Annotated in this window: 27 protein-coding genes, 1 tRNA gene and 1 pseudogene; 11 read left to right on the top strand and 18 right to left on the bottom strand. The window is 63.8% G+C overall.

The features are described 5' to 3' along the window. Positions 1-731: 731 nt before the first annotated feature. The 7 genes from ACTF4R_RS00535 to ACTF4R_RS00505 all read right to left on the bottom strand — a co-directional run bounded on the left by ACTF4R_RS00535 (position 732) and on the right by ACTF4R_RS00505 (position 6,742). Positions 732-1,091, bottom strand: a complete 360-nt coding sequence (locus tag ACTF4R_RS00535; RefSeq protein WP_440005401.1) for a group I truncated hemoglobin — start codon at positions 1,089-1,091, stop codon at positions 732-734. 145 nt (positions 1,092-1,236) lie between these two features. Beyond that, on the bottom strand, positions 1,237-1,878 hold the full coding sequence (locus ACTF4R_RS00530; protein ID WP_440005400.1) for a helix-turn-helix domain-containing protein: 642 nt from the start codon (positions 1,876-1,878) through the stop codon (positions 1,237-1,239). Positions 1,879-2,021: 143 nt separating this feature from the next. After that, positions 2,022-3,449 carry a carotenoid oxygenase family protein gene (locus tag ACTF4R_RS00525; RefSeq protein WP_440005398.1) on the bottom strand — a complete coding sequence of 476 codons (1,428 nt, stop codon included), beginning with the start codon at positions 3,447-3,449 and terminating at the stop codon, positions 2,022-2,024. Positions 3,450-3,599: 150 nt separating this feature from the next. Next, positions 3,600-4,796, bottom strand: coding sequence for a phage NrS-1 polymerase family protein (locus ACTF4R_RS00520; RefSeq protein WP_440006651.1), 1,197 nt, complete (start codon positions 4,794-4,796; stop codon positions 3,600-3,602). Positions 4,797-5,112: 316 nt separating this feature from the next. Continuing rightward, positions 5,113-5,748 (bottom strand): archaellin/type IV pilin N-terminal domain-containing protein, encoded by a 636-nt coding sequence (locus tag ACTF4R_RS00515; RefSeq protein WP_440005396.1) that lies wholly within the window; start codon positions 5,746-5,748, stop codon positions 5,113-5,115. Positions 5,749-5,755: 7 nt separating this feature from the next. Then, positions 5,756-6,343: an archaellin/type IV pilin N-terminal domain-containing protein gene (locus ACTF4R_RS00510; RefSeq protein ID WP_440006649.1), complete on the bottom strand. Its 588-nt coding sequence runs from the start codon at positions 6,341-6,343 to the stop codon at positions 5,756-5,758. Positions 6,344-6,574: 231 nt separating this feature from the next. Next, positions 6,575-6,742 carry a homing endonuclease associated repeat-containing protein gene (locus tag ACTF4R_RS00505; protein ID WP_440005394.1) on the bottom strand — a complete coding sequence of 56 codons (168 nt, stop codon included), beginning with the start codon at positions 6,740-6,742 and terminating at the stop codon, positions 6,575-6,577. A gap of 186 nt (positions 6,743-6,928) precedes the next feature. Here ACTF4R_RS00505 and ACTF4R_RS00500 point away from each other — a divergent pair. From ACTF4R_RS00500 to ACTF4R_RS00480, 5 genes and pseudogenes are all read left to right on the top strand, one after another. Next, positions 6,929-7,285 (top strand): annotated as a pseudogene (locus ACTF4R_RS00500) (DUF2209 family protein); the annotation flags it as partial. Continuing rightward, on the top strand, positions 7,282-8,577 hold the full coding sequence (gene hflX, locus ACTF4R_RS00495; RefSeq protein ID WP_440005391.1) for a GTPase HflX: 1,296 nt from the start codon (positions 7,282-7,284) through the stop codon (positions 8,575-8,577). The pseudogene ACTF4R_RS00500 and the gene hflX, both read left to right, overlap by 4 nt. Before the next feature lie 240 nt (positions 8,578-8,817). Further along, positions 8,818-9,636 carry an alpha/beta fold hydrolase gene (locus tag ACTF4R_RS00490; protein WP_440005389.1) on the top strand — a complete coding sequence of 273 codons (819 nt, stop codon included), beginning with the start codon at positions 8,818-8,820 and terminating at the stop codon, positions 9,634-9,636. 2 nt (positions 9,637-9,638) lie between these two features. Next, complete coding sequence (locus ACTF4R_RS00485; RefSeq protein ID WP_440005387.1) at positions 9,639-10,019, top strand: cupin domain-containing protein; 381 nt, start codon at positions 9,639-9,641, stop codon at positions 10,017-10,019. 708 nt (positions 10,020-10,727) lie between these two features. Continuing rightward, positions 10,728-11,978, top strand: a complete 1,251-nt coding sequence (locus tag ACTF4R_RS00480; protein WP_440005385.1) for an RNA-guided endonuclease InsQ/TnpB family protein — start codon at positions 10,728-10,730, stop codon at positions 11,976-11,978. Between the two features lie 108 nt (positions 11,979-12,086). Here ACTF4R_RS00480 and ACTF4R_RS00475 read toward each other — a convergent pair whose 3' ends face one another. Further along, on the bottom strand, positions 12,087-12,278 hold the full coding sequence (locus ACTF4R_RS00475) for a DUF7331 family protein (protein WP_440005383.1): 192 nt from the start codon (positions 12,276-12,278) through the stop codon (positions 12,087-12,089). A gap of 196 nt (positions 12,279-12,474) precedes the next feature. Here ACTF4R_RS00475 and ACTF4R_RS00470 point away from each other — a divergent pair, with 196 nt between their 5' ends. Further along, on the top strand, positions 12,475-12,861 hold the full coding sequence (locus ACTF4R_RS00470) for a winged helix-turn-helix transcriptional regulator (protein WP_440005381.1): 387 nt from the start codon (positions 12,475-12,477) through the stop codon (positions 12,859-12,861). Positions 12,862-12,967: 106 nt separating this feature from the next. Next, positions 12,968-14,671 carry a DUF7289 family protein gene (locus tag ACTF4R_RS00465; protein WP_440005379.1) on the top strand — a complete coding sequence of 568 codons (1,704 nt, stop codon included), beginning with the start codon at positions 12,968-12,970 and terminating at the stop codon, positions 14,669-14,671. Here ACTF4R_RS00465 and moaC read toward each other — a convergent pair. The 3 genes from moaC to ACTF4R_RS00450 form a co-directional block, all read right to left on the bottom strand. Continuing rightward, positions 14,668-15,180, bottom strand: a complete 513-nt coding sequence (moaC, locus tag ACTF4R_RS00460; RefSeq protein ID WP_440005377.1) for a cyclic pyranopterin monophosphate synthase MoaC — start codon at positions 15,178-15,180, stop codon at positions 14,668-14,670. The two genes, ACTF4R_RS00465 and moaC, sit on opposite strands and share 4 nt — an antisense overlap. Continuing rightward, positions 15,173-16,597: an NAD(P)H-hydrate dehydratase gene (locus ACTF4R_RS00455; protein ID WP_440005375.1), complete on the bottom strand. Its 1,425-nt coding sequence runs from the start codon at positions 16,595-16,597 to the stop codon at positions 15,173-15,175. Before ACTF4R_RS00455 ends, moaC begins: the two co-directional genes overlap by 8 nt. A gap of 107 nt (positions 16,598-16,704) precedes the next feature. After that, positions 16,705-17,460, bottom strand: coding sequence for a helix-turn-helix transcriptional regulator (locus ACTF4R_RS00450; RefSeq protein WP_440005373.1), 756 nt, complete (start codon positions 17,458-17,460; stop codon positions 16,705-16,707). A gap of 148 nt (positions 17,461-17,608) precedes the next feature. Between ACTF4R_RS00450 and ACTF4R_RS00445 the strand changes: the two genes are divergently transcribed. After that, positions 17,609-18,568, top strand: a complete 960-nt coding sequence (locus ACTF4R_RS00445) for an FKBP-type peptidyl-prolyl cis-trans isomerase (protein ID WP_440005371.1) — start codon at positions 17,609-17,611, stop codon at positions 18,566-18,568. 432 nt (positions 18,569-19,000) lie between these two features. Here ACTF4R_RS00445 and ACTF4R_RS00440 read toward each other — a convergent pair whose 3' ends face one another. Beyond that, entirely contained in the window at positions 19,001-19,423 is a 423-nt protein-coding gene (locus ACTF4R_RS00440) for an RNA-binding protein (protein WP_433623460.1), read from the bottom strand. 31 nt (positions 19,424-19,454) lie between these two features. Beyond that, positions 19,455-19,637: a DUF1918 domain-containing protein gene (locus tag ACTF4R_RS00435; RefSeq protein WP_113275289.1), complete on the bottom strand. Its 183-nt coding sequence runs from the start codon at positions 19,635-19,637 to the stop codon at positions 19,455-19,457. Positions 19,638-19,833: 196 nt separating this feature from the next. Here ACTF4R_RS00435 and ACTF4R_RS00430 point away from each other — a divergent pair, with 196 nt between their 5' ends. Beyond that, entirely contained in the window at positions 19,834-20,802 is a 969-nt protein-coding gene (locus tag ACTF4R_RS00430; protein WP_440005369.1) for a malectin domain-containing carbohydrate-binding protein, read from the top strand. 135 nt (positions 20,803-20,937) lie between these two features. Here ACTF4R_RS00430 and ACTF4R_RS00425 read toward each other — a convergent pair. Further along, positions 20,938-21,020, bottom strand: a tRNA-Ser gene (locus tag ACTF4R_RS00425). A 559-nt stretch (positions 21,021-21,579) separates the two neighbouring features. Here ACTF4R_RS00425 and arcD point away from each other — a divergent pair. Further along, entirely contained in the window at positions 21,580-23,025 is a 1,446-nt protein-coding gene (gene arcD / locus ACTF4R_RS00420) for an arginine/ornithine antiporter ArcD (protein ID WP_440005367.1), read from the top strand. On the opposite strand, the gene ACTF4R_RS00415 is transcribed toward arcD, so the two are convergent. Next, positions 23,026-23,778, bottom strand: coding sequence for a TIGR04282 family arsenosugar biosynthesis glycosyltransferase (locus tag ACTF4R_RS00415; protein ID WP_440005366.1), 753 nt, complete (start codon positions 23,776-23,778; stop codon positions 23,026-23,028). A gap of 69 nt (positions 23,779-23,847) precedes the next feature. On the opposite strand from ACTF4R_RS00415, the gene ACTF4R_RS00410 reads away from it, so the two are divergent. Further along, positions 23,848-24,048 carry a hypothetical protein gene (locus ACTF4R_RS00410; RefSeq protein WP_440005364.1) on the top strand — a complete coding sequence of 67 codons (201 nt, stop codon included), beginning with the start codon at positions 23,848-23,850 and terminating at the stop codon, positions 24,046-24,048. A 7-nt stretch (positions 24,049-24,055) separates the two neighbouring features. Here ACTF4R_RS00410 and ACTF4R_RS00405 read toward each other — a convergent pair whose 3' ends face one another. The 3 genes from ACTF4R_RS00405 to ACTF4R_RS00395 form a co-directional block, all read right to left on the bottom strand. After that, positions 24,056-24,688, bottom strand: coding sequence for a uracil-DNA glycosylase (locus tag ACTF4R_RS00405; protein ID WP_440005362.1), 633 nt, complete (start codon positions 24,686-24,688; stop codon positions 24,056-24,058). Positions 24,689-24,742: 54 nt separating this feature from the next. Continuing rightward, on the bottom strand, positions 24,743-25,666 hold the full coding sequence (locus ACTF4R_RS00400) for a DUF7504 family protein (protein WP_440005360.1): 924 nt from the start codon (positions 25,664-25,666) through the stop codon (positions 24,743-24,745). A gap of 110 nt (positions 25,667-25,776) precedes the next feature. Continuing rightward, a complete protein-coding gene (locus ACTF4R_RS00395; protein WP_440005359.1) occupies positions 25,777-26,097 on the bottom strand; it encodes a HalOD1 output domain-containing protein in 321 nt (106 codons plus the stop codon). Positions 26,098-26,099: the final 2 nt, after the last annotated feature.

The following is a 26,099-nucleotide window of genomic DNA, read 5'->3' as shown; positions in this document are numbered from 1 at the left end:
GGTGTGTTTGAGAACGGAGTAAGGTGCTGAGAGCGGAGAGAACGAGATTGCTGATTGGATTCGCGAGTAGCGTCTATGAGCGAGGGCGGTTGCGTCTGGTGGTTTTGCTGTTGGCGCTTACGCCAAGAGTGATGCGCCTTCGAGTACTGTAATCGCCAGACGGAAACCGATTATGAAGATTGAGGCCCGGTCTATTCTAGGCAGTGTACGTGACACTATCTAGCGTACAGATCCTTAGACCGCGTCTCGCCCGCGATTTGAGCGGTTTCAGCCGGTTTTCGCTCTCTTCGCGTTCGGTTCCTAGCTCCGCTTTCACCATTGCTTCACAGTCTCCTTGCGGACGTTGAGGCCGATTATGAATCCGGTTCGGCGGCTTGACGGCGGCGGAGAATTCTCATAATCGGTTCTCGTCCCGTGGTTTCGATTTTGACTCCGCCAGTAGCGAGAGCTGATACCGTATCGCCTATTACAGAGAATGAGATGTGGAGTTGTAGTCATCGAAGGTTGGGCTGGTTCGTGGCGTGAAGTACCTCGGGATTGAGCCCCGAGGCACTCGCCCTGCACAGCCGGTAGAAGGATTTCACGATGACCTTCAGAATACGCTAAGGCGGTGTGAATCTATCAAAAAAGAGTACGAGAAGTCTCGTCGACGAGTGAAGGATGAGAAGCAGGGAACAGTTGAAAATCCGAGGTACCGACCGCGGTCGCTTGTATTAATCTGCCGCGTGGGGTTATCGGTCGAGAATAGGCTCTTTGAACGAGCGCACCTCGGACATAATCGCCTCGACGTTGTTCTCGTCGACCCCGTTCATCTGGAGCGCCGATTCGAGATAGCGTCCGACGGCGTCGAAGTCGTCCTCGTCGATGTCGAGATGAGCGTGCGCGTCGCGCATGTCGTCGCCGCTGTAGTCGACGGGACCGCCGGCAACTGCACTGATGAACTGGACTTGATGTGCGCGTAGCTCGTCCATGTCCATTCCGTCGAAGTAGGGGACTAGCTGGTCGTCTGCGAGGACCTGGTCGTAGAAATCGGTGACGACCGCTTCGACCGCGTCTCGTCCGCCGATGTCCTGGTAAATCGTCTGTGGCATTGCGTCTCTGCACAGTTGCCGCGGAACCGGAATACCGTCTATCGCTAAGATACTCGGTCTTATTTAAGCCTCATGGTGAGAGGTAACAATCCTCGTCTTGACGAGCGATTGGATGGAGGAGACGAAGATAGCCCACACCGACGACTTAACCCGATAGAATCTGATCCAATAGCTTCGTCTGTGCGACCGAGAGATGCTCGACGAAGGTGGGGACTGAGATACCGAGTTCATCGGCGACCGCCTCGGATTTCGCGTTCTTCGGTGAGTCGAAGTACCCCATCTCGTGTGCCGTCTCGAGCACCTCGTACTGGCGGTCCGTGAACGCGCTCCGGTCGACGACGAGCAGCGAGCGCTCCTCATCGGATCCGCCGGATCGAGTGAGGCGTCGAACCGTAACGTCGGCACAGCACGACTGGAGATCGGAGATAACCGTCCGCAGTGTCTCGAGATCCGACGCGATAAAAGAGAGAACGAGCCGTCCAGAGTCTGCCTTGATATCGCGGACGGGACAGCCGTGACTCGGAACACGTGTACACGGACAGGCACTGTTCTGGGTGTATCGATACACGGACGTCGAGCCGTCATCGAACACTTTGTCGACGGATCGTGGTTTCGTTTCTGTATCCTCCGAGTGATCGACTGTTACTTCGCCGATAACGCCCGACGTCTCCGATGTAGGGCACGGGCTGACTTGCACGGACTCGATTGCACAGGTCTCGCTCAGTGAAGACACGGGACAGTCGGCCACGTCGCTCGTCTCTAGCTGCACGTGGACTCCAGAGGCCATGCCTAGAGAATCCCGTTCCGAGATATAAGCGAATCTGTTCCAGGACAAACCACGAGAACGGATGACGGTCGCGTCGGCTGTTTCGATGGCTGTCCAGCGACCCGTGGAAGCATACACCGTCGCGGTAGCGAACTCCTATCCGGTCAGGCCATCGACCGCCCCCTATCGGTGGCACCGTAGAACTGCCCGTGGAATCCATAGGGAAGACGATGTGGCAGCGGCGCGCGCGCCAACTCGGTCACCGTTTCGGCGTCGAAACAGAGCAACACGGACCGGTCGGCGTGTCCGTCGAGCGCGATCGACAGCAACACCCCGTCGTCTTCGGGTTCCGGTGACGGGGCCGGGACGAAAATCGGTTCGCCAGGGTGGAGACCTGGTTCAGACCACCTGATTGTCGTCGGCCCGTCCAAGTCGACCTTCGCGATTGCCGTCGGAAGGGCTCCGTAGTCGGTTGCCGCCAGATACGCATAGCGGTACCGGCGGCCGTTGTACCGGCTGTAGTGAATCGTCGGGAACTCGACGGGGCCACGGAGAAGGCGCCTGCGCTCCGCGTCGCCGCCGTCCAACGGGAGTCGAAATCGGACGAAGTCTCCACGTGGGAGGTCGGGGTCGTCTCGACGGAGATTCGACAGCGTCAACCCGGTGATAGCCGTCGAGTCGGAATACGTCACGCAGTCGACGACGACCGCGTCACCGTCCTCGTAGGCGTTGGCGAAGTGGTAGACGAAGAACGGGTCGGTCCGGACAGCGGCGACGCGCTCGCCCGTCGAGCGGTCGAGGACGTGGAACCGCGGCGGAGCCTTCCGGGGTTCGACAGCGTCGAGGAACGTCGTGCCACGGGGCGTCCCCAACAGGAGGCGGCGGAAATCGACGCCGAACGGAGCTTCCGGGACGACAGCATAGTGTTCGGTCAGCGCGAATGCGTGGATGTACGGCGGGTGGTTGTCGAAAACGAGCCGACTGACCGGGGTGGCATCGCAGTCGCCTGCCCGACGGAAGAGCGTGTAGGTACACTCGTTCCCGAAACTGGCGCTCAGTCCCCACTGAACGCCGTCCTCGGCATGGGTGTGGCCGAGCGTGATGTCGCTGTTCAACTCCGTCGTGAGGTCGCGTCGCCCTGTCGTCTCCAACGTCTTCGGATCAATCTCGAAGCCTATCGGACTCTCGGTGACGGCATAGAGCGTTCCGTCGAGTCTGACGACGCCAATCGAGGGGTTGTCCTGGAACGCGCCGGACAGTGCCCGATAGAGCCGTTCGAACGCCGAGCCGTCGGCAGGGGTGCCGGGCAGGGAGCGACGGACGCGACCCTGTTCGCGTGCGACGCGGAAGTCGTCGCTTCGGACGAAACGGTTCGTGTAGCGCACCGACCCGTCCTCGATCCGGAATCCGCGCAGCATCGCCAACGCGTCGAACCAGTGTTGGAGCGAGGTCTCCCCGACCTCGAACTGTCCCGGGCCGTTACTGACGAACACGCCCTCGAGCCACTCCGGAAGCCTGCCTTCAACGTCGAGGGCGACGTCGTGGACCTCCTCACGTTGCGTTCGAAACCCGGGTCGCCACGTGTTCTCCATACCGTTCCATCGCCGTGCATCCTTTTCCGACCACTGCCCGCTCTGTCCTCTGTCTGTTATCGTTCGCTATCTCGTCCGCTCCGACCCGGCTACCGGATGATTGTGAGAAGTAGCAGGTGGGAATACTCTATCTCGCCATGTGTCTGCTACTCACCGATTCTGTCCGAAAAGACGCTGTTTGAGTTGCTGGACGAACCCTCCAGTCGAGGTTTCAGTAGGTGAATCTGCCTCGAGTTCCGTCCGCTTTGCTCGCTCAGCATCTCGTTCCGCTCGGAGTCGGTCGTTCTCTGCTTCGAGTTCCTGGAGTCGCGACTCGAGAAGCGCAATCGTCTCTTTCTGGTCTCGGTCAGCACGTTCATCTGCTGTGGTGGATGTGGGACCAGGTGTTATCGATGCAGGCGTGGCGCGCTGATCGGCGTCTGTTTGCGTCTGCGTGGACTCTTTGCTGCTGGGGGTGAAGTGGTCGGTCGTGACGTTCGACGCTCGCTGGAGGGTCGTCTCGCCGTAGGTCGAGCCGTCAGCGTAGTGGACCTCGTCCCACTTCTCTCGCATGAGGTCGGACTGCCGGAAGAGCGAATCCATCCGTCCCGTATCGCCGCCCGTCCAAAACGCCAGCAAACAGCACAGCGCCATATCTGCCTCCGATTGACTGTCGTAGCCCGTGATATCACCACGCCAGAGCCGGTCGAACTTCTCGCCGTTCGTCGCCGATCGTGCTCGGTCGATGAGGTCGGCATCGGAGAGCGTTGACGAGCGAGGTTGCTCGTCGGCAGTCGATGGCGCGGTATTAGATCGCTTCTGGTCGTCAGTATCGGCGGCGACGTGGTCTCGGTAGATCGTCGTGAGTTCTTCGGAACGAGCATGGATACTCACCGGCGTTCGAGAGACGTGACGACCGGTGACGGTGAAAAACCGCGCCGTTTCGTATATCTCGACGTCGCCACGGCGGTTCCGTCCGGGCGGGAGCGTCCCTTCGACGAGGACGTGATAGCCCGTGCCGGAGGGGCTGATTTCAGTGTACGAATCGAGCGTTTCGATGATAGTTGTAGCCCAGTCGGTTGGTTCGCCTGCGTCCGGGTCACGTGCTGCGTCGAGGTCGACGCCGACGAATGGGTCGTCTGCTGTGAACACGAAGCCGACGCCGTCTGCGTGACCATCGCTGGCGTGTAGGCGTGCGTGGTCGAAGCCCGTCCACGTCTTAGGGTCGGTTGCCGAGGCGTACTGGCCCGTCGCTGGATTCACGGGCACTTTCGTCGGTTTGCCATCGCGGTCCTGTTCACGCCAGCACACCCACTGGTCGTAGTCGGTCAATTGATCTGGAACGTCTGCTGCTAGTGGAAGAGACATACACTTTTTCCGCTCTCCATATCGAGCGTGACTTGCTTTCCGTGGAGGTACGCCTACTACTTGACCGTATCTTCGGTTAAACGAATTATTTGAATCAGAATCATTTCGAGAACTGAAAGTCAATCATTAAAAAATGGAAGAGGGTACTAGGGGAGGAAGATGTCACTCGGATACCTCTCTATGTAGTCCCGACCTCGTCGTAGATTCACCTACGTCCTCTACATCGAGAATATGCTCCAAGACAACGTTATGACTCCACCCTCCTGCCAGCGTCGTTTGATTTACTGAACGCAGAAAAGCGCAAAATCGAGAGTAGTTAGACCGTGACGGCGCTCTCCTGGGAGAGCGACTGGGGGACGTTCGCGCGGTAGATGGTCACTGCACCGTACTGCGTGGTGAGCTTCAGTTCGACCGTCTGTCCCTCGCCGAGTGCCTGACCGCCGATCGCGGTGGCGTTCATCGAGACGGTGAACCGGTCGTCCTGATTATTGAGGACGGGCACGGAATCGTCTGTGTCCTTGATGTCGGTGACGTTGAACGCCGAACCCTCTCCAGGCTGATAGGTGCTGCCTCCGTCCAGATTCTGCGCGTCCGTCTCGTTCATCGTGCCGGCGGTAAGCGTCTTGGCCTCGTTGGGGCCGATCCACTCGATGGTGGCCGCCGAGAGGTTGATGTCGTCGGAACCGGAGCCACGCATCACCGTGAGGTTGATGTAATCGACCGTCTCGCTGTCGGTGACGCTACCGAAGCCGGAGACGACCTGCACGCGGTTCGAGACTTGCGCGCTAGATTCTTCGCCGGTCTGTTCGGATTTGGTCTGGAGGAAGCCTGCCGTGTTGATGAGCACGCCCGCGGCAATCGCCGCGACCAGCACCATCGCGATGAACACGATGAGCGTCCCGATACCGACCTGACCCCTGTCGTTGAGTCGCTGTTGGAGTTTTTCTCTCATCGGACTATCACACCGTGACGGCGCTCTCCTGGGAGAGCGACTGCGGGACGTTCGCGCGGTAGATCGTCACTGCACCGTACTGCGTGGTGAGCTTCAGTTCGACCTTCTCACCCTCGCCGAGCGGACTACTGATCGCGGTGGCGTTCATCGAGATGGTGAACCGGTCGTCCTGATCGTTGAGAACGGGATTAGAGCCGTCCGTGTCCTTGATTGCGGACACGCTGAAGTTCCCCGCATCGGCCGTATCGTTTTCGGTCAGGGTCGTCGCTTTCTCCGGACCAATCCACTCAATAGTAGCCGAGGAAAGGTTGATGTCGTCAGAGCCGGAGCCACGCATCACCGTGAGGTTGATGTAGTCTACTTTCTCGTTAGTGACGTTCCCGAAGCCGGAGACGACCTGCACACGGTTCGAAACCTGTGCACTGCTTTCTTCGCCGGTCTGTTCGGATTTGGTCTGGAGGAAGCCTGCCGTGTTGATGAGCACGCCCGCGGCAATCGCCGCGACCAGTACCATCGCGATGAACACGATGAGCGTCCCGATACCGACCTGACCTCTGTCGTTGAGTTTCTCCTCAATGTTATCGATTAGCTTCATTTTTTCCCGTGCCAGTTCTGGCACTGATATTACCTGTATCTTGCCATACTATATAACCACCAGTCTATTATCACCGATGAAAACCGGCATGTAGGGGAGATACCCGATTATAACAAATCGGTGTAGCCAATCATATAATTATATCAATGCTTAAGCCTCTGAATGGCATCACAACTCAGTGACGACTATGCCGGTCGTTTAATTCCACAAATCAGACAGCAATCGTTTGTATCAGTGCCCTGCCTGATTTGGCTCAAGTCCAACGGCTCGTATCGCAGCGTTCCACGAGCCAAAATGATTGGCGTGCGTTTTGGGCGCATAGTCGTCATGCTCTCGCATTTCGCGCTGGGTTGGCGTCGTCTCCAGCTCAGCCGCGACACGCTCGGGTTCTGCAAGCAACTCAGCGTCCGAAAGGTCTCGTCGCCACGTCCAATTCGGTGTTAGACCCGCTCCTCCACGTACCTGTCACTCCGTCCGGAAGGGGCGGGAGATTCAAGAACCACGACCGCTTAGCTTGGGACGTGGACGGGAACGGGTACGCGGTAGCAACCGGAGTGAAGGGCCGGCACGGCTGACGTTGTCGGCGTCGACGTCAGCGGCCGCCACGAGGAGGACGGCGAGTACCTCATGGTGGCGGCGGCCGTCCGCGCCGACGTCGGGACGGCCCGCATCCGGAGCGTTCTGGGCATGGGATTCGCGGCCAGACGCAACGGGCCGACGCTGGAGAACGTGGCCGAACTCGTCGCCGACGCCGTCGACGACCTTCCGGAGCCGCCGGAAGGGCCGGTCGTGGCCGAGCACGGGGAGTTCTACGAGGAGCCGCCGTGGACGGTCGCCCACTACTTCGGAGGAGAGTTCAAGTACATCGAAAGTATAGCCGAACGCGAGACAGTGCAGATAGCCCATCACGCCGCGTACGCCGCCCGGAAACTGCTCCTATGAAAGCGATAATCGCAAAGCGCGTCGACTCCGGCACAGCCGACGTAGAGGAACTGAAGGACCTGACTCGCGCCGCTGGCTACGACGTCGCCGCGGTGTTGACGCAGTCGCGCGAGGAGGACGCGGCCTACCAGTTCGGGGAAGGGAAGGTCGCCGAACTCGTCGCGACCGTCGAGGAGACGGGCGCCGGCGTCGTAATCTTCGACAACCAGCTCGGGCCGTACCAGACGTACAACCTCGGGAAGGAACTGCCCGAGAGTACCAGGGTCATCGACCGGTTCCGGCTCATCCTGGAGATATTCGGCCAGCGCGCACAGACGCGCAAGGCCCAGTTGCAGGTCGAACTGGCGGAACTGCGGTACGAACTCCCGCGCGCCGAGGCGAAGACCAGCCTCGCCAAGCGCGACGAGCGGCCCGGGTTCATGGGGCTGGGCGAGTACGACGAGAGCCGCGAGCAGGACATCAAAGACCAGATAAGCCGCATCAAGAACGAACTCGACTCCATCGCGGACAAGGAAGCGGACCGCCGCGACCGTCGCCGCGAGTCCGGGTTCGACCTCGTCGCGCTCGCCGGCTACACGAACGCCGGGAAGTCGACGCTCCTCCAGCGACTCGCCGAAGACATGGACATCGGCGAGAACGAGGAGTTGCATCCGGACCTGGAGACGACGGCGGAGGCCGAAGACCGCCTGTTCACGACGCTCGGTACGACGACACGACGGGCGGCCATCGACCGCCGGGACGTGCTCGTCACGGACACGGTCGGATTCATCAGCGACCTCCCCCACTGGCTGGTCGAGTCGTTCAAGTCGACGCTGGACGCGGTGTACTACGCCGACCTCGTACTGCTGGTCGTCGACGTGAGCGAGCCGATCGAGGAGATCCGCGAGAAGGTCGTCACCTGCCACGACACGCTGTACGAGCGCAACGAAGCGCCCATCGTCACCGTGCTGAACAAGATCGACGCGGTGAGCGACGAGGAACTGCAGGAGAAACGGGAGGCGCTGTCGGCGCTCGCGCCCAGTCCGGTCGCCATCAGCGGCATGGAGGGGACCAACGTCGAGGAACTGAAGCGCCGCATCGACATCGAACTCCCCGACTGGCAGCGCGAACGCCTCGTGCTGCCGATGACCGACGACACGATGAGCGTCGTCTCGTGGCTACACGACCACGCGCGCGTCGAGGACGTGACGTACGCGAACGACGAGGTCGTCGTCGAGTTCGAGGCGCGGCCGTCGGTCGTCGAGCAGTCCCGGGCGAAAGCGAGCGACCTGACGACGACGCTCTCGCCGTGAGCGACGACCGTTCCCGGGCGACGGCGGAGCCCGAATCCGTCTCGTCCGGCCTTGTTGAAACCCTCATTCGGTGATAAGTTTCTACCGCCGTGCTGAATACAGGGCGCGTATCGGGTACGAACTTATTTTTGGTTTGGCAATGATTAACAGGGTGCAAGGCGAATGGTATCATCAGCGCATGCTCCAATGCCAGCTTCGGGGGGAGGCATGGCAAGTTAGGCGCTATGGTTGGAGGAACCGATGACATCAACTCACACGACGGAAACAGTCACGTCCGCAGATGGAACACCGATCGCATACGAACGGACGGGCAGCGGGCCACCACTCGTACTCGTCCCTGGGGGCGGCGCGAATGATCACACGCGGTGGGACGCAGGCGGGGTACGGCCCGCATTCACGGACCACTGTACCGTCTACGCGATCGATGGGCGTGGGCTCGGCAACAGCGGTGACGCCGCCGAGTACGAACTGAAACGAGAGTTCGAGGACGTCGCTGCGGTCGTCGAGTCGATCGACGAACTAGCTGTCTTGCTGGGACATTCGAGTGGTGCGCTGATAGCGTTGGAAGCAGCGTTGCGAACCGACAACCTCCGGAAGCTCATCCTGTATGAACCACCAATTCAGGTCGGTGATCACGACCTCGACACTGAAAAGGAAGTCGCTGAAATGGAGGCACTGCTGGACGAGGGAAAGCACGAGCAAGTCCTCCTTCTATTCCTGCGGGAGGTCGCTGACATCCCGCCGGATGAAATTGACGCGCTTCGTGAAGCGCCAAACTGGCAGCGTAGAGTGGAGGGAGCATATACAATTCCCCGTGCGATTCGTGGGATAAGCGACTACGAGTTCGAGGCTGCTCGGTTCGCAGGCTTGACCACGCCAACGTTGCTGTTAGAAGGCAGCAAGAGCCCGCCATTCCACCACGCCGCCACGGAGGCACTCAACGAGGCACTCCCGAACAGCCGGGTCGTCACGTTCGAGGGGCACGGACACGTTGCGATGCTCACCGCAACCCATCACTTCATCGACGAGGTACTCACGTTCATCCGCGAAGCGGACTAACCATGGAGGAACTCACCGTCGTCACTCAGGCAGGATTGGACAAATCGGGAGGATCATCCGATGTTTCCCGACAAGTCGCGTTCGATTCGGGGGATGTCCTCCTTATCCAGTCACAGGTCGCAGGTGGGGTTACGACGGGATGGCATCACAACGGGGACCGGCACGTCTACGGATATGTTGTCCGAGGACACGCGGTGCTCGAATACGGACCAGGAGGAAACAAGTCAGTAGACCTCAATGCTGGCGACTTCATCTACGTTCCGCCCCAAACCATCCGTCGAGTGGTGAATCCCACGGACGAGGATTGGGAAATCGTGATTAGTTTCGTCGGTAGCGGGCCGCCGGCGGTTGCCGTCAACGGTCCGCAGTCCGAGGATGAATAGGCGAGAACGCGTGCTGCATTAATTCTCTGTCTTCAGCATGGCACTTCTGACAGTGGCTAGGGAGGTCATCGCGCCCGTGCTGAATACAGGGCGCGTATGCAGCACGGCAACCTACGCGAATCAAATCGGTATTGACACAACGGGGACGGTTGTTCCGACCCTCAAGACATTTGCATGGCCGCTCTAAGAGCAGAATATTTTTGTACCTCGGCGACTATGTTCCAGATGAACACGGGAGCAGGTCAACACCACGGTTCCGTGGTGCGTGGCCTGGGAAGGGAAGTGAGGTAGTGGCTCACGCCTGTTGACTCCCCAGTTGGTTTCTGGTGTTGATAACGTACTGAGAGACATCCTCATCGTCAATATGGTTCTCAACGAGATTCTCAAATTGTCGCTGTGACAGCTCTCCGAGTGCGTCTTCTGATGGACGGTGTCCCGTCAGCCACGCCGCCACCTTCGACTCAAACGTGTTCTTCTGAGCGACGCCTTTCGGAGCCAGCTCATAAACACGGTCCTCAAAATTAACGGACGGGACAGACCGTGAGCTGTCGAATCGCTGGACGTTGTCTATCTTTTTGCGAGGAGAGAATCCCGCCCTTCAGGGCGGGAGTGAATCCGACAATCCCCTCACAGTCCACCGACGGCACTCAGGCTGGATATTCAACGCTAATCCGAACCATTAAGTAAGTTTATCTACATAGGCTATGTATGGCGATTGAGGTCACTCGCACCTACGTTGGTTCCATCCAGAACCACCGGCAGGTCTGCGACGGCCTCGATTCGCTCGGAGACTCCGCCTCGAAAATCTGGAACGTCGCACGCTGGACAGCCGACCGCATCTGGGATGAAACAGGAGAAATTCCAGACGAAGGAACGCTCAAAGCGTACATGAAGAACCAGTCATGCTGGAAAGATTTGAACGCACAATCCAGTCAGAAAGTCATCGAAGAACTTTCTGACGCTTTCCAGTCATGGTTCGACCTGCGACATAAGTTTGATGAGGCGAATCCGCCCGGCTACCGCAAACACGGCGACACCCGGCCCAAGAGTACGGTCACGTTCAAAGCAGACGGCTTCAAACACGACCCAGAGAACAACCGCGTCCGACTCTCGAAGGGGAAGAACCTGAAAGACCACCGTTCAGACTTCCTGCTCTGCGAGTACCAGACCCGCCCCGACGTTGACCTCTCAGAAGTCAACAAGGTGCAGAACGTTCGGGCGGTCTGGAACGGCGATGAGTGGGAACTGCACTTCGTCTGCAAAGTCGAACTCGAAACCAACGACTCCGCAGGCGACAGGGTTGCTGGAATCGACCTCGGCATCACAAACATCGCCACGGTCGCATTCCCTGACGAATACGTTCTCTACCCCGGCAACTCGCTCAAAGAAGACAAGCACTACTTCACCCGAGCAGAGTACGACACCGAGGGTGAGAACGGCCCCTCGGAGAAGTCGATGTGGGCACGTCGGAAACTCGCAGACCGCGAGACACACTTCTACCACACGCTTACAGATACCATCATCACGGAGTGTGTCGAACGCGGTGTCGGTACACTCGCAGTAAGTTGGCCTGAAGACGTGCGCGAGTCGGACTGGGGGAAGACTGGGAACAAGAAGTTGCACTCGTGGGCGTTCGACCGCATCTACCAGTACCTCGACTACAAGGGCGATATTCGTGGTGTTGAGGTGCTGAAGGAGAACGAGTGGGACACCTCGAAAACGTGTTCACGGTGTGGTGATGGCACGAAGGCGAACCGTGTCGAACGTGGGTTGTACGTCTGTTCGTCGTGTGAAATGGTAGCCAACGCGGATTGTAATGGGGCGGAGAATATGCGCCAGAAGATAACTCCGAGTCCTCATGGTGAGGATAGGAGTAACGGCTGCGTGGCACAGCCATCGACATACCTGTTCGACCGCGAGAGCGGGACGTTCACGACGAGAGAACAGGTGGTGTCGTAGACCGGCAAATATCCCAACGTGCGGTACGGGAAGCCTCGCCGTTTACGGCGAGGAGGATGTCACCAGTTGTTGAGGGTTTCAACAGAGCCTCTCGTCCCCAATTTCCCGTCAGGCGATTGCCGAGAGCGACACGGCTCCGTCCGAACTGAGCCAGGCGCAGTTGTTCCGGCGGTCGTAGATCAGCACGTCGCCGTCCCGGACCCGAAGTTCGACGTATCGCTCGTCGGTGTCGCGGGTCCACTGGCTGTCGTCACGGGTTTCTTCTGCAGTGTCGTCCGATTCGTGTTCGCTGGAGGTCATGTGGATGGTTTCGGTCGGTTACCGAATTACGCTACAACACCGGCTAGCGGCCGAGCACTGATAAGCGTTACCAACGAACAGTACAGGTCGGTCCCGGGGGTCGGCTCGGCCCGAAGTGCCACCCCTTCCTGGAGTTACGATTCGTAACGGGATGTCGGAAGGTGACTTTATGTCACTCGGCGGTGTACCGTCGGGCATGAGCGAGCAATCGAGCGAGCAGCCGAACCGACTGGAACTCTGGTGTGCCGGCGAGGAGTGGTGTCCGATAACTGCGACGGCGCGACTGGTCGGCAAGAAATGGCACCCGGTCATCGTCCACCGCCTGTTGAAGAACGGCCCGCTCGGATTCAACGCGTTGAAAGAGGAGGTCGACGGAATATCGAGCAAGGTGCTCTCGGACAGCCTCGACGACCTCGAAGAAAAACGGCTGGTCGACCGAGAGATAGTCAGCGAGAAACCGGTCCGGGTCGAGTACTCGCTGACCGAGACGGGAGAGTCGCTCCGCCCCGTCATCTTCGCCATGCGCGACTGGGGTAACGAGTACCTCGAACCCGCCGAGGACCGCGACTCCGCCATCGCGTAACTCGGCGGCCGGCCGAGAGAACGGCAAGCCGACAGGGCGACCGAGTGTGCTTTTTCTAACGTATAAGTGCGTACATTTATCAGTGGTGCCGAGCAACGAGGCGAGCATGACCGGTTCGTCGCGCGCCCAGTCGGAGACGCTGGGGGTCGTCCTGCTGCTGGGGCTGACGATAGTCGGGACGGGGCTCATCGTCGCGTTCGGGTCGTCCTCGCTGGACGACTCCAAGCGCGCCACCGACCTCGACGGCGCGGCCCAGGCGATGGCACAACTCGACTCGAAAGCCAGCCGCGTCGGAATCGGGAGCGCGAACGCCCAGCACGCCACGCTCAGCGTCGACGGCGACGAAGAGACGGTCCGGCGGACGGACGGCGGCTGGATGCGGGTCCACATCAACCGGACCAACGGGAGCGACGCAGTCGTCATGAACCAGACGCTCGGCGCGGTCGTCTACGAGAACGGCGACACGACCATCGCCTACCAGGGCGGCGGTGTCTGGCGGCGAACCGACGGCGGCGCGACGATGGTTTCCCCACCGGAGGTCCACTACCGCGACACGACGCTCACCCTCCCGCTCGTCGTCGTCGGCGGTGAGGGTCGACTCGACGGCGGCCACCTCGAACTCACCAAGAACGGCACGGCGGAGCCGAAGTACCCCGTGGCGAACGCCTCGAAGCGAAACCCCCTGTCGGACGCCACGGTGAATGTCACCGTCGCGAGCGACTACTACCGGGCGTGGGGGCAGTTCTTCGAGCAGCGAACGGGCGGTGACGTGGAGTACGACCACGACGCCGGGACGGTGACGCTCACGCTGGTCACGCCGACGAAGGCGCCGAAGATAGAGCAGGGGCTCGCCTCGACGTCGCCGCAGGAACTTCTCATCGAGGGGGCGGGCGGTTCGTCGTTCACGGACAGCTACAACTCCTCGAAGGGACCGTACAGCGTGACCAACGGAACGAACGGGACCGTCCGAACAGTCGGTAGCGTCTCCCTCTCGGGCGGGGCCGAAATTCAGGGCGACCTGGTCACTGGCGGCGGCGTGGTGAAGATGAAGAACAACGAGGTAATCACTGGAAACCTCTCGTACGGCGGAACGAAGTCGCTGAAAAAGCATTCGACCGTCGGCGGCTGGATAGCGAACAACGGCAGCGTCGCCAAGATCGACCCGGTCGGGACGATGATCGACCGCGAAGTCTCGTCGCTCTCCTCGGACAACGACAACAACGAGACGGCGGCTATCGACGGCAACCGACTCGACTCGACGAATCAGACGTGGAATCTCACCAGCGGTGACTACTACCTCGAAGACCTCGACGTTGACTCCGACGAGACGCTCGTTTTGAACCTCTCGGACGGGAACGTCGACCTCGCCGTCGACGGTGACGTGTCGCTCTCCGGCGGAGAAGTCGTCGTCCAGGACCCGGCGAACGGGACGGCGAACGTCTACACGACGGGGTCGTCCCTCTCCGTGACCAGCGGCGGGACCGTCTCGGTGCCGGACGACCGCTCGCGGGCGTTCCGACTCTACGGCCAGCCCGGAACGGACGCGACGTTCTCTGGCGAGGACACCGAGTTCACCGGCGTCCTCTACGCGCCCGACTCGGCGAGCCAGCACGGCACGGTGTCGGTGACCTCCCACGCGGACGTCTACGGCGCGCTCGTCGGCGGCCGAACCACCCTCAAGTCGGGGGGCACCGTCCACTACGACCAGGCGCTGGTCTCGACCCATCCGCTTCCGGCCAGCTACACGACGACGCCCCGGGTGACGTACATGCACGTCTCGGTCCACCGCGTGAACGTCACGTCGGCCTAGCGCGGCCGCTTGTCCTTCTCGACGACGCGGACGTTCCGAATCGCAGTGTCGGGATACTGGCCGTCGTCGTCCTTCTCGGCGGCTTTCACCATGTCCCAGACGACGTTCAGCCCGGTGGTCACCCCCTCGAGCGCCTCCATCTCGCACCCGGTCTTCCCGGTCGTCTCGACGGCGACTTCGAGGACGACGCGATCGTCGCGCACGTCGAAGTCGGTCTCGACGTTCGTGATGGGTATCTGGTGACACATCGGTATCGTCTCCCAGGTGTGTTTGACGGCCTGCACCGCACCGACGCGCGCCGTCGCGAGCACGTCTCCCTTCTTCACGTCGTTCGACCGGATAGCGTCGACGGTCGTCGACCGGAGACGTATCTCGCCCGCGGCGACCGCCCGGCGGGCCGTGTCGGGTTTGTCGCCAACGTCGACCATCTGCACCTCGCCCGACTCGTCGGTGTGAGTCAACTCCCCGTCCGCCCGGTCGTCGCCACCGGTCGACCCGTCCTCAGACATCGTCGTCACCCCAAATGGCCTCGGGAATGCGGTCGAGCAGGTCGGACGCGAGCAGCCCCTCGCGGCGGTCGTCGTACAGCAGGTCGCCGGCGCGCCCGTTGACGTACGACCCGGCGCAGGCGGCCTCGAAGGCGTCAGCGGTCCCGAACAGGCCCGCGACGATGCCGGCCAGCACGTCCCCGGTGCCGCCGACCGCCATCCCCGGGTTGCCCGTGCGGACGAGCCGCGTCCGTTCGCCGTCCGAGACCACGTCGACCACGCCCTTCGCCAGCACGACGTGGCCGAGGTCGGCGGCCAGCGACTCGATATCGTCCGTCACCTCGCGCAGGTCGTCGGCCTCCGGCCCGCCGAGTTTCGTGAGCTCCTTCCGGTTCGGCGTGCAGACCAGCGAGGCGTCGGTCTCCACGTCCGGCACGACTTCGAGCGCGTCGGCGTCGACGACCGCGCGTTCGTCGAACGATTCGAGGAACTGCCGGGTCGCGGCGAGCGTCTCGTCGGCGCTGCCGAGGCCCGGCCCGAGTACCACCGTGTCGTCGTAGCTCTCCGCGGTGTCGACGAGGCCGTCCACCTGGTCGGGCGTGAGCCGGTCGCCCTCATACTGCTGGACGATGAGGTCCTCGGCGTAGCCCTGTATCTCGCCAGCGATCTCGTCCGGCGCGGCGACGAAGGTGAGGTCCGCGCCGGCCCGCAGCGATGACTGCGCGGCGAGCGCCGGCGCGCCCGTGTACGGCCCGCCGCCGATGACGAACACGCGCCCGCCGACGTCGTCCCGGACCCCTCGCAGGTCGCCGGGGCCGACGAACCGCTCCGCGGCCGCGGGGATGCCGATGTCCGCGACCGTCACGTCGGCGTCGAGGTCGCCGAGACCGGGTTTCTCGTCGTGGAACGTCACGACGCGGTCGGCGTCGACCGCCGGCCCCTCCGTCCGACCCGTGTCGGCGTCCACGCCGGAGGGCACGTCCACCGCGACGACCGTCGCGCTCGCGGCGTTCAGTTGCTTGGCCGCGGTCGCCGCGGGTTCGCGGAGCGCGCCCGTCACGCCCGTGCCGAGCATCGCGTCGACGGCCACGTCGCAGTCCGGCAGGTCGAGCGCGCGGGAGTCCGGTATCTCTTCGGCGTCGATCTCGGCACGCCGGAGCGCCTCCCAGTTCTCGCGCGCGATGTCGGTGCCGATGGCGTCGGCGCGCCCGAGCAGGTGGACCGACACGTCGTACTCGTCGAGGAAGCGCGCGGCGACGAAGGCGTCCCCGCCGTTGTTGCCCCGCCCGGCGACGACGACGACGCGCGCGCCGGGGTCGGCCACCTCGCGCACCTCGCGCGCGATGGCGTTGCCGCTGGACTCCATCAGCTGTTTGCGCGGAACCCCGAGCGCCGCGGCGTTCTCGTCGACCGCGGCCATCCGGTCGCTGGATATCATGGTCGGGGATTGGAGTGGACCGGCGGTTAAAGTTGCGGCGCGCGCGTTCCGGGGTCGGCGCGTCGGTTCTCCGTCGACGCGAACGCCGACTGCCGCGGTCGGCCCCGTCAGGAGCGAACGCGCTCGGCGCGCGAGCGGTACTCCTCGTACGCGTCCTCGGCCCACTCCACGAAGCGCGGGTCGTCGCTCTCCGCGACCGCGCGCAGTTGGCCGTCGTCGTCGTACGCGCCCGCCAGCACCCAGTCGTCGCCCAGCGTCAGTCCGAGTTCGACCGGGCCGTCGTGGCGGTAGAGGTCGATCGCGCGCACGACCACCTCGAACTCCAGCGGATTCATCGAGCGCGCCGTCTCGACGCCGTCGGCCGGCAGGACGACCTCGGTGTCGACGCCGGAGAGGACGAGTTCGGCGTGAGCCTCGTGGAAGATGCGGCTGAGGACCGGCGCGAGCATCCGGATCCGGGTCGTCTCGCGCTCGCGCAGTCGCCGGACGTAGTGACTGACGGGCGCTTGCGGGCGCTCCGCGTCGGCGGCGACGACGTCGGCGTCGGCGAGCCACGTCGGGTCCGGCGCGCGCTCGACCGGTAGCCGTTCCAGGACGGGCGCGGCGGCCTCGACGGCCGACAGCGCGTCGAGGTAGTCGGCGTGGGCCCGGGCGACGAGCGCGCCGCTGGTCGTCAGCCGGTAGTCGCCGTCGCGCTTCTCCGCCCAGCCCCGGTCGACGAGTTCCGCGAGGTTGCGCTGGACGCTCCGGCGCGACGCGTCGAGCGCGTCGGCCACGTCGCGGGGCGACCCCGGCCGCTCGCGGAGGTGCGCGAGCAGGCGATACCGGTCCGGCGACCCGGCGAGGAACCGTGCGGCCTCCATCGTCCCGTACTGCCGCGGCCATCCACGTAAACTTCCCTGAATGCAGCAGGGTCGTCGGTCGCTGCGGGCGCTACGGCCCGGAGAGCGCCGGAACTTCTGGCAGGGGCGAAACGTGATTCTTAAGGGCCGAACGAGTGTCGTTGCGTGTATGAGCGAAGAACCAGAGGCCGAAGTAGCCGAAGAAGAGGCCGAGACGGCGGAAGAACAGACGGACGAACAGCCCGAGGACGGGTTCCAGGAGGGCGACTTCGTCGAACTGGCCTACACCGCACGCACCGTCGAGAGCGGCGACCTCGTCGACACGACCGACGCCGAGGTGGCCGAGGAGGAGGGCGTCGACGATCAGGAGCGCGACTTCGAGCCGCGCGTCATCGTGCTGGGCGCGGGCCACATCTTCGAGAGCGTCGAGGAGGACATCTACGGCAGCGACCCCGGCGCGGAGGGGACGGTCGTCGTCGAGGCCGAGGAAGCGTTCGGCGAGTACGACAACGAGGAGGTCCGCACCGTGAGCGCGGACAAGATTCCCGAGGACGACCGTTACCCCGGTGCGAACGTCCAGGTCGACAACCAGCAGGGGTACGTCGAGACCATCATCGGCGGGCGCGCCCGCGTCGACTTCAACCACCCGCTCGCGGGCGAGGACATCGAGTACGAGTACGAGGTCGTCGACGAGGTCGAGGACCGCACCGAACAGGCGAAGGGCCTGCTCGGGATGTACATCGACGCCGACCTCGACATGTGGATCGAGACCGAGGAGGAGGAAGAGGAGGTCGACGTCGAGGGCGAAGAGGACGAGACCGAAACCGAGACGGTCGAGAAGGAGACCCTCTACATCGAGTCGACGCCCCAGCTGGCGATGAACCAGCAGTGGATGTTCCAGAAGCAACAGATCGCCCAGGACCTGATGGACCGCCTCGACCTGGACCGCGTCATCATCCAGGAGACCATCGACGGCAGCGGCGGCATGGGCGGTATGATGGGCGGCATGGGCGGCATGATGGGCGGCGGTGGCGAGGCCGACATCGAGGAGGCCCTCGAAGAGGCCGACGTCGACGAGGAGGAACTCGTCGAGGAACTCGAGGCGGAAGGCGAAGACGCCGAGGAGTAAGCCCGACCCCCTCTCCCGGGGCGACGTTCCGGACAGCGTGACGAACGCCGCTTTTCGTGCGGTCGACGCGACGCTCGCCAGCGACGGCGCTCGCGAGAAACGTCACGTTGACCGATGTTGCAGCGAAAGAAGAGAGGCGAACGTCGGTACCGGATCCGGTAACGAGCTCGTCAGTGCGCGGTGAAGCCGTCGATTACGCCGCCACAGTCCGGACAGGAGACGAGTTCCGTGCCAGTGCTCTTGTTCCCGAGTGGGTCACCGTTTCGCTTCGTCTGGCGGTTGCCTTGACGACGCAAGTCAGAATTGCAGTAGGGACATTCGTTCATGATGCCACACCACGCGATGCGTGGTAACGTCTGCCAGGACAGCAGGAAAGGTGATAAACTTTCTGTCCAAAGAGGCGGACGAGTAGAATCCGAAGTTAGGCCGGTGTTACTGCGCCAGGGCCTCGCGAGCGTTCTCGACCGCCTTCTCCTTCTTCGCGGGGTAGGCCTCCACCTTCCCCCGGAGCGTGATTCCCTCGCCGAGAGACACCGTTCCGCGGTAGGCGTCCTGCTTGTCCAGGGAGACGAAAAACGAGCAGTTCTCGTCGACGCGCTCGTCGAGCTGCTCGCGAACCTCGTCCAGGTCGGGGAGTTCGCCGAGTTTGTCGAGCACGTGGCGCATCTCGTCCGCGTTCTCGACGCGCGCGGAGAGGACGAGGATGCGGTCGCCGTGGTGACCCTCGCTCTCTGTACGCTCTATCTCGAAGTCCTCGGGGAGGTAGGTCCGGAGGGCGTCCTCCACGCGCTTCTCGTCCTCGGTCGCGTAGCAGAACGCTCGCAGGTCGACGTAGTGAAACGGAACGCTGGCCATAGTTACGATATCCGCCAGAGAGAAAAAGCCCTTACTCCTCGACTTGCTCGAGGGAATCCTCGGGAATACCCGTCTCCTGGCCGTCCTCGAAGCTGACGGTGTACGTGGCGTCGCCGAACATCGTTTCCATCACCTGCGTGACGGTCCCTTCCTGACCGTCGTACTCGCTGTGGTCGTCGTGCAGGATAACGCGGTCGTCTTCGTCGAAGCTCATGCGTCGAGGTAACCCGTCCCCGCCTAAAAAGCGTCCGATTCCCAGCTCCCGGTCGCGGACCCACACCGCACCATCGGCGCGGACGAGAGGAACTCCTCCCCGTTCCGAAATGTCCGTCGTTCGTCGGTTTAAACGGTGTATAACTAACTCCAGGGGGTCGCGAACAGAAGTGCATGGCGACAGAGAGGCGGGGGTCGTGAGAGACGTGGCGGGTTCGTCCAGTAGCTTCATCCAGAAGGTGCTGATCGGCGGTGGGATAGTGTTCTTCCTCGGTGGGATGGTGGTCATCGCGGGGTTGCCGACCGGAATCCCCCAGCCGTCGACGGGCGGGAACGGCAACGGGCCGGGAACGACCGGAGCCGCGACCACTTCCACCCAGTCGGTGACACAGACCACCGCGGCGACGACGGAGCCGACCGAGACGACCCAGTCGACGACCACGACCCAGGGGTCGACGGAGACGACGCGGACTACCAGCACCACCGCGACGACCACGACTGCGCGCTCCCAGCAGAACGTGCTCTACCGGGTCAACGTCGGCGGGCCGAGGATTCGCATGCAGGGCCCCGACTGGCTGCCCGACACGGAGAACAATCCCTCCGAGTACGGCAACGCGCGCCAGAGCGTGAGCCACACGAACCGGACTAACGACCAGATATCGGTGACCTCCGCGGTGCCGGACGGGACGCCGCGCAAGGTGTTCAAGACCCGGCGCTGGGACGCGGACACTTCGTCGCCGAACGACGACCAGGAGATGCAGTACCAGTTCCCGGTGCCCGACGGGAAGTACGTCGTCCGGGTGTATCTCGCCGAGACGTACATCGACGGGGACGGCTGGAACGCGAACGAGAAGGTCGGCCCGCGGACGTTCGACATCGCCGTCGAGGGGGAGGTCCGGCTCAACAACTACAACATGTACGAGCAACTCGGCCACGACCGGGGGACGGTGAAGCGGTTCCCGACCACGGTCACGGACGGAGCCCTGTTCGTCACCTTCCTCCACGAGCAGGAGGACCCGATGATCTCCGGCATCGAGATAGTCCGCGTCGGGGACGCGGGCAACAACGCCGGCGACCGGGAACGGAGCGGGGACGACGGAGTCGACTCGCGGTCGGCGCTTCCGGCGGCCGAGCCAGTGTCGACGGTCGCTCCGCGCCTGGACTGACCTCCCGACCCGAACCGCCGGGCCTCGTTTCTGGCACGCACGGCCCGAAACCGCGCCTCCTCGAAGAAACCACGCCCCGAAGCGACGCTTCCTCGAAGACGCGTCTGCCGTGGTCGGAAATCTCGCTGCAGAATGCGGTGGGAATGGGATTTGAACCCATGAGGCTTGACGCCACCTGCTTTCAAGGCAGGCGCAATAGGCCGCTCTGCCATCCCACCTCGCCTACGGGTAGCGTCCGGTGTTTGTGAACTACCTCACCCTGCTCGGCCTGACGGCCTCGCTGCGGGTGGGGCTTCCTGCTTCGGCGACGCGCTTTGTCACCGCGAGAGGCGGCACAGGGAGCGCAGTCTCCACAGGCGGTGCTTCGGAGTGTCCCACTCCTAGTGGCTCGACGGGCGAGTTCCACGGGCCGACACACGCTTTGTGTCGCGTTTGAATGTCGGCCTGTTGGCCTACTCCCGCACGGAGCGAGTCGTCCCATCTGGGACGGTAAGCGAGTCGGGAGCGGTGGCACGGAACGCCCATCTTGCTTTCACTGACGGGCGTTCGCGTCATAATGGTATCGGTGTAGGGACAGATGATGACGGCGCTGTCTCCTCTCTGCTCGCGCCTTCCCTTCGGGCGGCGCTCGCTGAGGACGGGGGCGTAGCGCCTATATCGAGCTAAGAACTGTCGGTATCGAGGAACCGGCTCGCTTCCGTCAGAGATAGCGGTAGAGATTACCACAAAGCATGATTCAGAAGTCTTTAATTCATGCAGGGCATTTCGACGCTCACGATGCCTTCGTTCGACTTCGACCCGCAGTCGTACGCGGAGCTACCGGCGGAGCGCCAGCTCTCGGTGAGCGTGGCGCTGTTGCCCGTCCTGGCCACCGTCGTCTTCCTCGGCGTCGGCTCGGCGTGGCTGAAGCTTCCGCCGCACGTTCCGCTGTTCTGGAGCGTCGCGTTCACGGGGCTCGTCGGCTACTACGTCGTCGGGCTCTCGTGGGACGACCTGTACGACGGAATCGCCAACGGCCTGATGATGGGGCTGCAGGCGCTGCTCATCCTCTTCACCATCTACGCGCTCATCGCGACGTGGGTCAGCGCCGGCACCATCCCGGGGCTGATGTACTACGGACTCGAACTGCTGTCGCCGACGGTGTTCCTGCCGGTGACCGCCGTGCTCTCGGCGGCCGTCGCGTTCGCCATCGGCTCGTCGTGGACCACCGTCGGGACCCTCGGCGTCGCCTTCGTCGGCATCGGCGCGGGGCTGGGAATTCCCGAACCGATGGCGGCCGGTGCGATTCTCTCCGGCGCGTACGCCGGCGACAAGCAGTCGCCGTTCTCCGACACGACCAACCTCGCCGCCGCGGTGACCAACACCGACCTCTACGACCACATCCGCGCGATGCGCCTCGGGACGGCACTGGCGTTCGGCATCGCGGTCGCGGGCTACATCCTGCTCGGTCTACGTGCCGCCGGGACGATTCCGACCGGCCAGATAGCCGAGCTACAGACCGCGCTGACCGGCACGTACAGCCTCTCGCTCGTCGTCTTCGTTCCGCTCGTGGTGACCTTCGGCCTCGCCATCGCCGGCTACCCCGCCCTCCCCGCGCTCGCGGCGGGCGTGTTCGCCGCCGTCGGCACCACCGCCCTCGTCCAGGGCGCGTCGTTCACCGTCGCGTGGGAAATATTCATGAACGGCACGGCACCCGAGACGGGGTCGAAACTCGTCGACGGGCTACTGGCGACCGACGGACTGACCGGGTCGGCCTGGACGATAACGGTCGTCGTCGCGGCGCTCGCGCTCGGCGGCCTGCTGGAGCGAATCGGCGTGCTCGCCGCGCTCGCCCACCACCTCGCGCGCGGCTTCAGGAGCGCAGGCCTCCTCGTCGCCGGCACCGGCGTCTCGGCGATCGCCGTGAACGCCCTGACCGCCCAGCAGTACATGAGCATCGTCCTCCCCGGCATGACGCTCCGGAACCTCTACGAAGAACACGGCCTGCAGAGCCGCGACCTCTCCCGGGCGATCGAATCCGCCGGCACGCCGACCGGCGCGCTCATCCCGTGGCACGCCGGCGGCATCTACATGGCGAGCGCGCTCAACGTCCCCACTCTCGAGTACTTCCCGTTCTACTTCTTCGGCTTCCTCTCGCCGCTCGTGCTCATGTTCATCGCGGCGACGGGATGGCAACTCGACGTCGAGTCGCCGGCCGGCCAGTCGGCGCCGACGGCCGACTGACTACCGGACCAGCGCGGGGCCGCCGTCCCGCTCCTCGACGCGCAGGTCGAGGTCGTTCAGGTACGTCGTCGTGTTCACCGGGACGATGCGGTCGGCGGCGACCCGGGCGTTCAGGACCGGGAGGAGCGACCGCAGGTCCGCGCCCGTCTCGACCGCCGTCATCCGGGGCAGGAAGTCGACGGCGTGGCCGGCGTCGGTCGCGCGGTGCGCCAGCGTCTCCAGCGCGGGCGTGGCGTACGCACCTTCGAAGTCGATGGTGTCCGTCAGCCCGAGGAAGTACGCCCGACCGTCGCCCGCCGGCCCGAGGACGACCTCGCTCCGGCGGAGCTTCATCGCGGCGCTGTCTATCTCCTTCCGGGTCAGCATGGGCGCGGTCCCGTCCACGACCGCGACCGACTGCGCGTCCTCCTCTTCGAGCAGGTGCGTCGCGGTGTTGCCGGCGCGAGCGTCGAACGACGACCCGACCTGCGGTTCGAAGCGGGCGTCGTCCAGGTCGTCCAGCGCCTCGCGTGCCAGGGCCCGCAGTCGGGCCTCCGCGCTCTCTTCCCCCGCGAACTCGTCCGGCAGGTCGTCGTTCGCTCGGTAGTTGACGAGCAACTCGCCGCCGCTGTTGGCCGCGGCGACGAACGTATCTTTCAGCATCGCAACGTAGAGTTCCGTGGCCTCGGCGGTCGAGAGCGGCGACGTCTCCGGCAGGTCCGGGAGCACGAGTCCTTCTCGGGGCGGGTCGGCCAGTACGGCGATGACGGTCATGTCTCAGGCTCCGTCCGCGGCGGCCTTGAAAGCCGCCATTTTATGCCAGCCGCAGTCTTTCGACCGACTATGCACTGGACGAAACCCCTGGGACTGCTCGGCGTCGCCCTGCTCGCGGGGCTCGCCGGCGGTGCGCTCGTCGTGCTCCTGCTGGCCGTGCTCGCCGAGACCGCCACGCTCGCGACGGCCGCGCTGGTCGCCGTCGTCGTCGCCGGCGCGGCCGCCGTCGGCCTCCGCTCGCGGCGCACGGGCGCGAACCCCTACTGGTAAGTGGCGGCTACCGACTCCGCCGACCCTTCGTCTGGCGGTAGTCGCGGTCCATCAGGTCGAGGAAGTGCCGGACGAACGCCTCCGCCTGCTCGTCGGCCAGGTTCGCGGGGTGAACCATCGGGACGAGTTCGAACCCCCGTCCGCGTATCGTCGTCGCGTGGTCCTCGACCACGTCGAACTCCCCGGCGTCCGTCGTCGTGTACTCCCGCGCCAGTTCCGCGAGCGCGCGCTGGCCGACGGGGACGATTATCTCCGGGTTTATCATCCGTATCTCGGCGTTCAGGTAGGGTTCGCAGGTGTCGACCTCCTCGTCCGTCGGCGGACGCCCGGGGTCCCGGCAGCGCGTCAGGTAGGTGACGAAGGCGTTGTCCAGTTCCGGTTCGTCGCTGTCCGGCAGCGAGTTGTTCAGCCCGAGGTGGCCGAGCACGTCCTGGAATCGCTCGCCCACCGCGTCGCCCGTGAACGGGACGCCCGTCCGGTCGGCTCCCTCGCCCGGCATCTCGCCGACGAAGAGGAAGTCCGCTCCCACGTCGCCGTAGCCGTGAACGACCCGCTCTCGGGTCGCACAGAGTTCGGGGCAGTTCCGGCAGTCCTCGTCCATCCCGAACGGGTTCTCCCGGGTCTGCTGGTCTGCGTCCATGACCCCCGGTAGCGGCGGGAGGGATAAAACGTCCCCGTCGTCCGGCGCGAGAGACTACTCGTCGACCAGCGCGAGGAACGGGCGCACCGTCTGCGCTCGGTCGCGGAGCGTGACCCGTCCGGCGTCCGCGTCGTGGTCGAGAAACCCCGCGCTGGCCAGTTTCGGCAGGTGGAACTGGTACAGCGACACTTCCTCGCGTCGCTGCTCGTTTCGAGTCGGCTTCGACGCGCCGGTCGTCCGGCGCGCGACCGCTCGCGCCAGGTCCGACACGTCGACCGCCTCGTCCGGGTCCGCCGTCTCGAACAGGTGACGGAGCGCGTGTCGCCGCCGCTCGACCGACAGCACGTCGAAGACGACGTCGATCGACACCGAGTCCCGGTCGGACGACCGCGTCGTCCACCCCGTCACGTCGTCCGTCCGGCCCACTCCGGCGTCGAACAGCGCGTCGAGCGCGGCGAGCGTCCCGTCGTCGTGCGCGTCCGGGTCGACGACGAAGTAGCCGACGGCGTTCGCGGCCGCCAGGCTCGTCACCAGGTCGTCGACGAACGATATCGCCGCGGACAAGCCGACGCGGTCGAGCAGGTCCGTCAGCGAGTCACAGACCAGCACCGTCCCCTCCGGCGGGAAGCGGTCGAGGTACGCCTCGACGGCGGCCGTCGTCGCGTCGAAGTCGCGCGGCCGCTCGATGGACCGGACGACGTTCCGGTCGGGGTCGCCACCGACCGTGCTGGCCGCGGTCGAGCGCATCGTCTCCCCGACGTCGACCACGCCGACGTTCGCGGGCCGGTCGCCGACGCTGTCGTGCCAGCGGGCGAGGAACTCCTCCGCCGTTGCGGCGTAGGTGATCGCCAGCAGGTTCCGTACCGCCGGCTCCCGGTCGGCCAGCAGGTCGAGATAGTTTGCCCGTACGTCTTCGCCGGTCGCGGATGCGGCGACGAGGACGCCACCGGTTTCGGTAGGCGTCGTTTCCACCTTCATGGCGTTCGTTCGAACACCTCGAACATCACGTTAGACACTCCCTCACGTAATTAATCGAAGACGATGTGTTATAAATCTAATCTCGAAATTTCGATAGCAGCGACTCGGCGCTATTCGCGGATGAAGATGTGACGGTTCGCGTGGACGAACACGTCGAGACCGGCGACGCTGAACACCACGCGGCCGCCGTCTCGCGTCTGACCGTCGAACGAGTCCGCGAAGATGGCGTCGAGTGCGTCCGGGTCCACGACCTCGTCCAGCGGGATTCGAGCCTCGGTCGGGTCGAGGTTCTGGATGGCTGCGACGGCGTCGATGACGGTTTCGGAGATCGAACGCGAGTCGTCGTGGTAGACGTGATACGCCGGACTCTCGCCGGAGAGCCGCGTCGGCGTTCCACCACCGTCGCTGTATCCCCTATCCACTCCGTTCATTG

Source organism: Halomicrococcus pelagicus (assembly GCF_051917725.1).
Lineage (GTDB): Archaea > Halobacteriota > Halobacteria > Halobacteriales > Haladaptataceae > Halomicrococcus.
Note: the sequence above shows the minus strand (reverse complement) of the source record. Positions and strands in the feature narration are given on the sequence as shown.

What these genes read in the sequence shown, in the direction of transcription:
- ACTF4R_RS00535 (WP_440005401.1), bottom strand. Translation starts at nt 1,091, where the DNA reads ATGCCACAGACGATTTACCAGGACATCGGCGGACGAGACGCGGTCGAA.
- ACTF4R_RS00530 (WP_440005400.1), bottom strand. Translation starts at nt 1,878, where the DNA reads ATGGCCTCTGGAGTCCACGTGCAGCTAGAGACGAGCGACGTGGCCGAC.
- ACTF4R_RS00525 (WP_440005398.1), bottom strand. Translation starts at nt 3,449, where the DNA reads ATGGAGAACACGTGGCGACCCGGGTTTCGAACGCAACGTGAGGAGGTC.
- ACTF4R_RS00520 (WP_440006651.1), bottom strand. Translation starts at nt 4,796, where the DNA reads ATGTCTCTTCCACTAGCAGCAGACGTTCCAGATCAATTGACCGACTAC.
- ACTF4R_RS00515 (WP_440005396.1), bottom strand. Translation starts at nt 5,748, where the DNA reads ATGAGAGAAAAACTCCAACAGCGACTCAACGACAGGGGTCAGGTCGGT.
- ACTF4R_RS00510 (WP_440006649.1), bottom strand. Translation starts at nt 6,343, where the DNA reads ATGAAGCTAATCGATAACATTGAGGAGAAACTCAACGACAGAGGTCAG.
- hflX (WP_440005391.1), top strand. Translation starts at nt 7,282, where the DNA reads ATGAAAGCGATAATCGCAAAGCGCGTCGACTCCGGCACAGCCGACGTA.
- ACTF4R_RS00490 (WP_440005389.1), top strand. Translation starts at nt 8,818, where the DNA reads ATGACATCAACTCACACGACGGAAACAGTCACGTCCGCAGATGGAACA.
- ACTF4R_RS00485 (WP_440005387.1), top strand. Translation starts at nt 9,639, where the DNA reads ATGGAGGAACTCACCGTCGTCACTCAGGCAGGATTGGACAAATCGGGA.
- ACTF4R_RS00480 (WP_440005385.1), top strand. Translation starts at nt 10,728, where the DNA reads ATGGCGATTGAGGTCACTCGCACCTACGTTGGTTCCATCCAGAACCAC.
- ACTF4R_RS00475 (WP_440005383.1), bottom strand. Translation starts at nt 12,278, where the DNA reads ATGACCTCCAGCGAACACGAATCGGACGACACTGCAGAAGAAACCCGT.
- ACTF4R_RS00470 (WP_440005381.1), top strand. Translation starts at nt 12,475, where the DNA reads ATGAGCGAGCAATCGAGCGAGCAGCCGAACCGACTGGAACTCTGGTGT.
- ACTF4R_RS00465 (WP_440005379.1), top strand. Translation starts at nt 12,968, where the DNA reads ATGACCGGTTCGTCGCGCGCCCAGTCGGAGACGCTGGGGGTCGTCCTG.
- moaC (WP_440005377.1), bottom strand. Translation starts at nt 15,180, where the DNA reads ATGTCTGAGGACGGGTCGACCGGTGGCGACGACCGGGCGGACGGGGAG.
- ACTF4R_RS00455 (WP_440005375.1), bottom strand. Translation starts at nt 16,597, where the DNA reads ATGATATCCAGCGACCGGATGGCCGCGGTCGACGAGAACGCCGCGGCG.
- ACTF4R_RS00450 (WP_440005373.1), bottom strand. Translation starts at nt 17,460, where the DNA reads ATGGAGGCCGCACGGTTCCTCGCCGGGTCGCCGGACCGGTATCGCCTG.
- ACTF4R_RS00445 (WP_440005371.1), top strand. Translation starts at nt 17,609, where the DNA reads ATGAGCGAAGAACCAGAGGCCGAAGTAGCCGAAGAAGAGGCCGAGACG.
- ACTF4R_RS00440 (WP_433623460.1), bottom strand. Translation starts at nt 19,423, where the DNA reads ATGGCCAGCGTTCCGTTTCACTACGTCGACCTGCGAGCGTTCTGCTAC.
- ACTF4R_RS00435 (WP_113275289.1), bottom strand. Translation starts at nt 19,637, where the DNA reads ATGAGCTTCGACGAAGACGACCGCGTTATCCTGCACGACGACCACAGC.
- arcD (WP_440005367.1), top strand. Translation starts at nt 21,580, where the DNA reads ATGCCTTCGTTCGACTTCGACCCGCAGTCGTACGCGGAGCTACCGGCG.
- ACTF4R_RS00415 (WP_440005366.1), bottom strand. Translation starts at nt 23,778, where the DNA reads ATGACCGTCATCGCCGTACTGGCCGACCCGCCCCGAGAAGGACTCGTG.
- ACTF4R_RS00410 (WP_440005364.1), top strand. Translation starts at nt 23,848, where the DNA reads ATGCACTGGACGAAACCCCTGGGACTGCTCGGCGTCGCCCTGCTCGCG.
- ACTF4R_RS00405 (WP_440005362.1), bottom strand. Translation starts at nt 24,688, where the DNA reads ATGGACGCAGACCAGCAGACCCGGGAGAACCCGTTCGGGATGGACGAG.
- ACTF4R_RS00400 (WP_440005360.1), bottom strand. Translation starts at nt 25,666, where the DNA reads ATGAAGGTGGAAACGACGCCTACCGAAACCGGTGGCGTCCTCGTCGCC.
- ACTF4R_RS00395 (WP_440005359.1), bottom strand. Translation starts at nt 26,097, where the DNA reads ATGAACGGAGTGGATAGGGGATACAGCGACGGTGGTGGAACGCCGACG.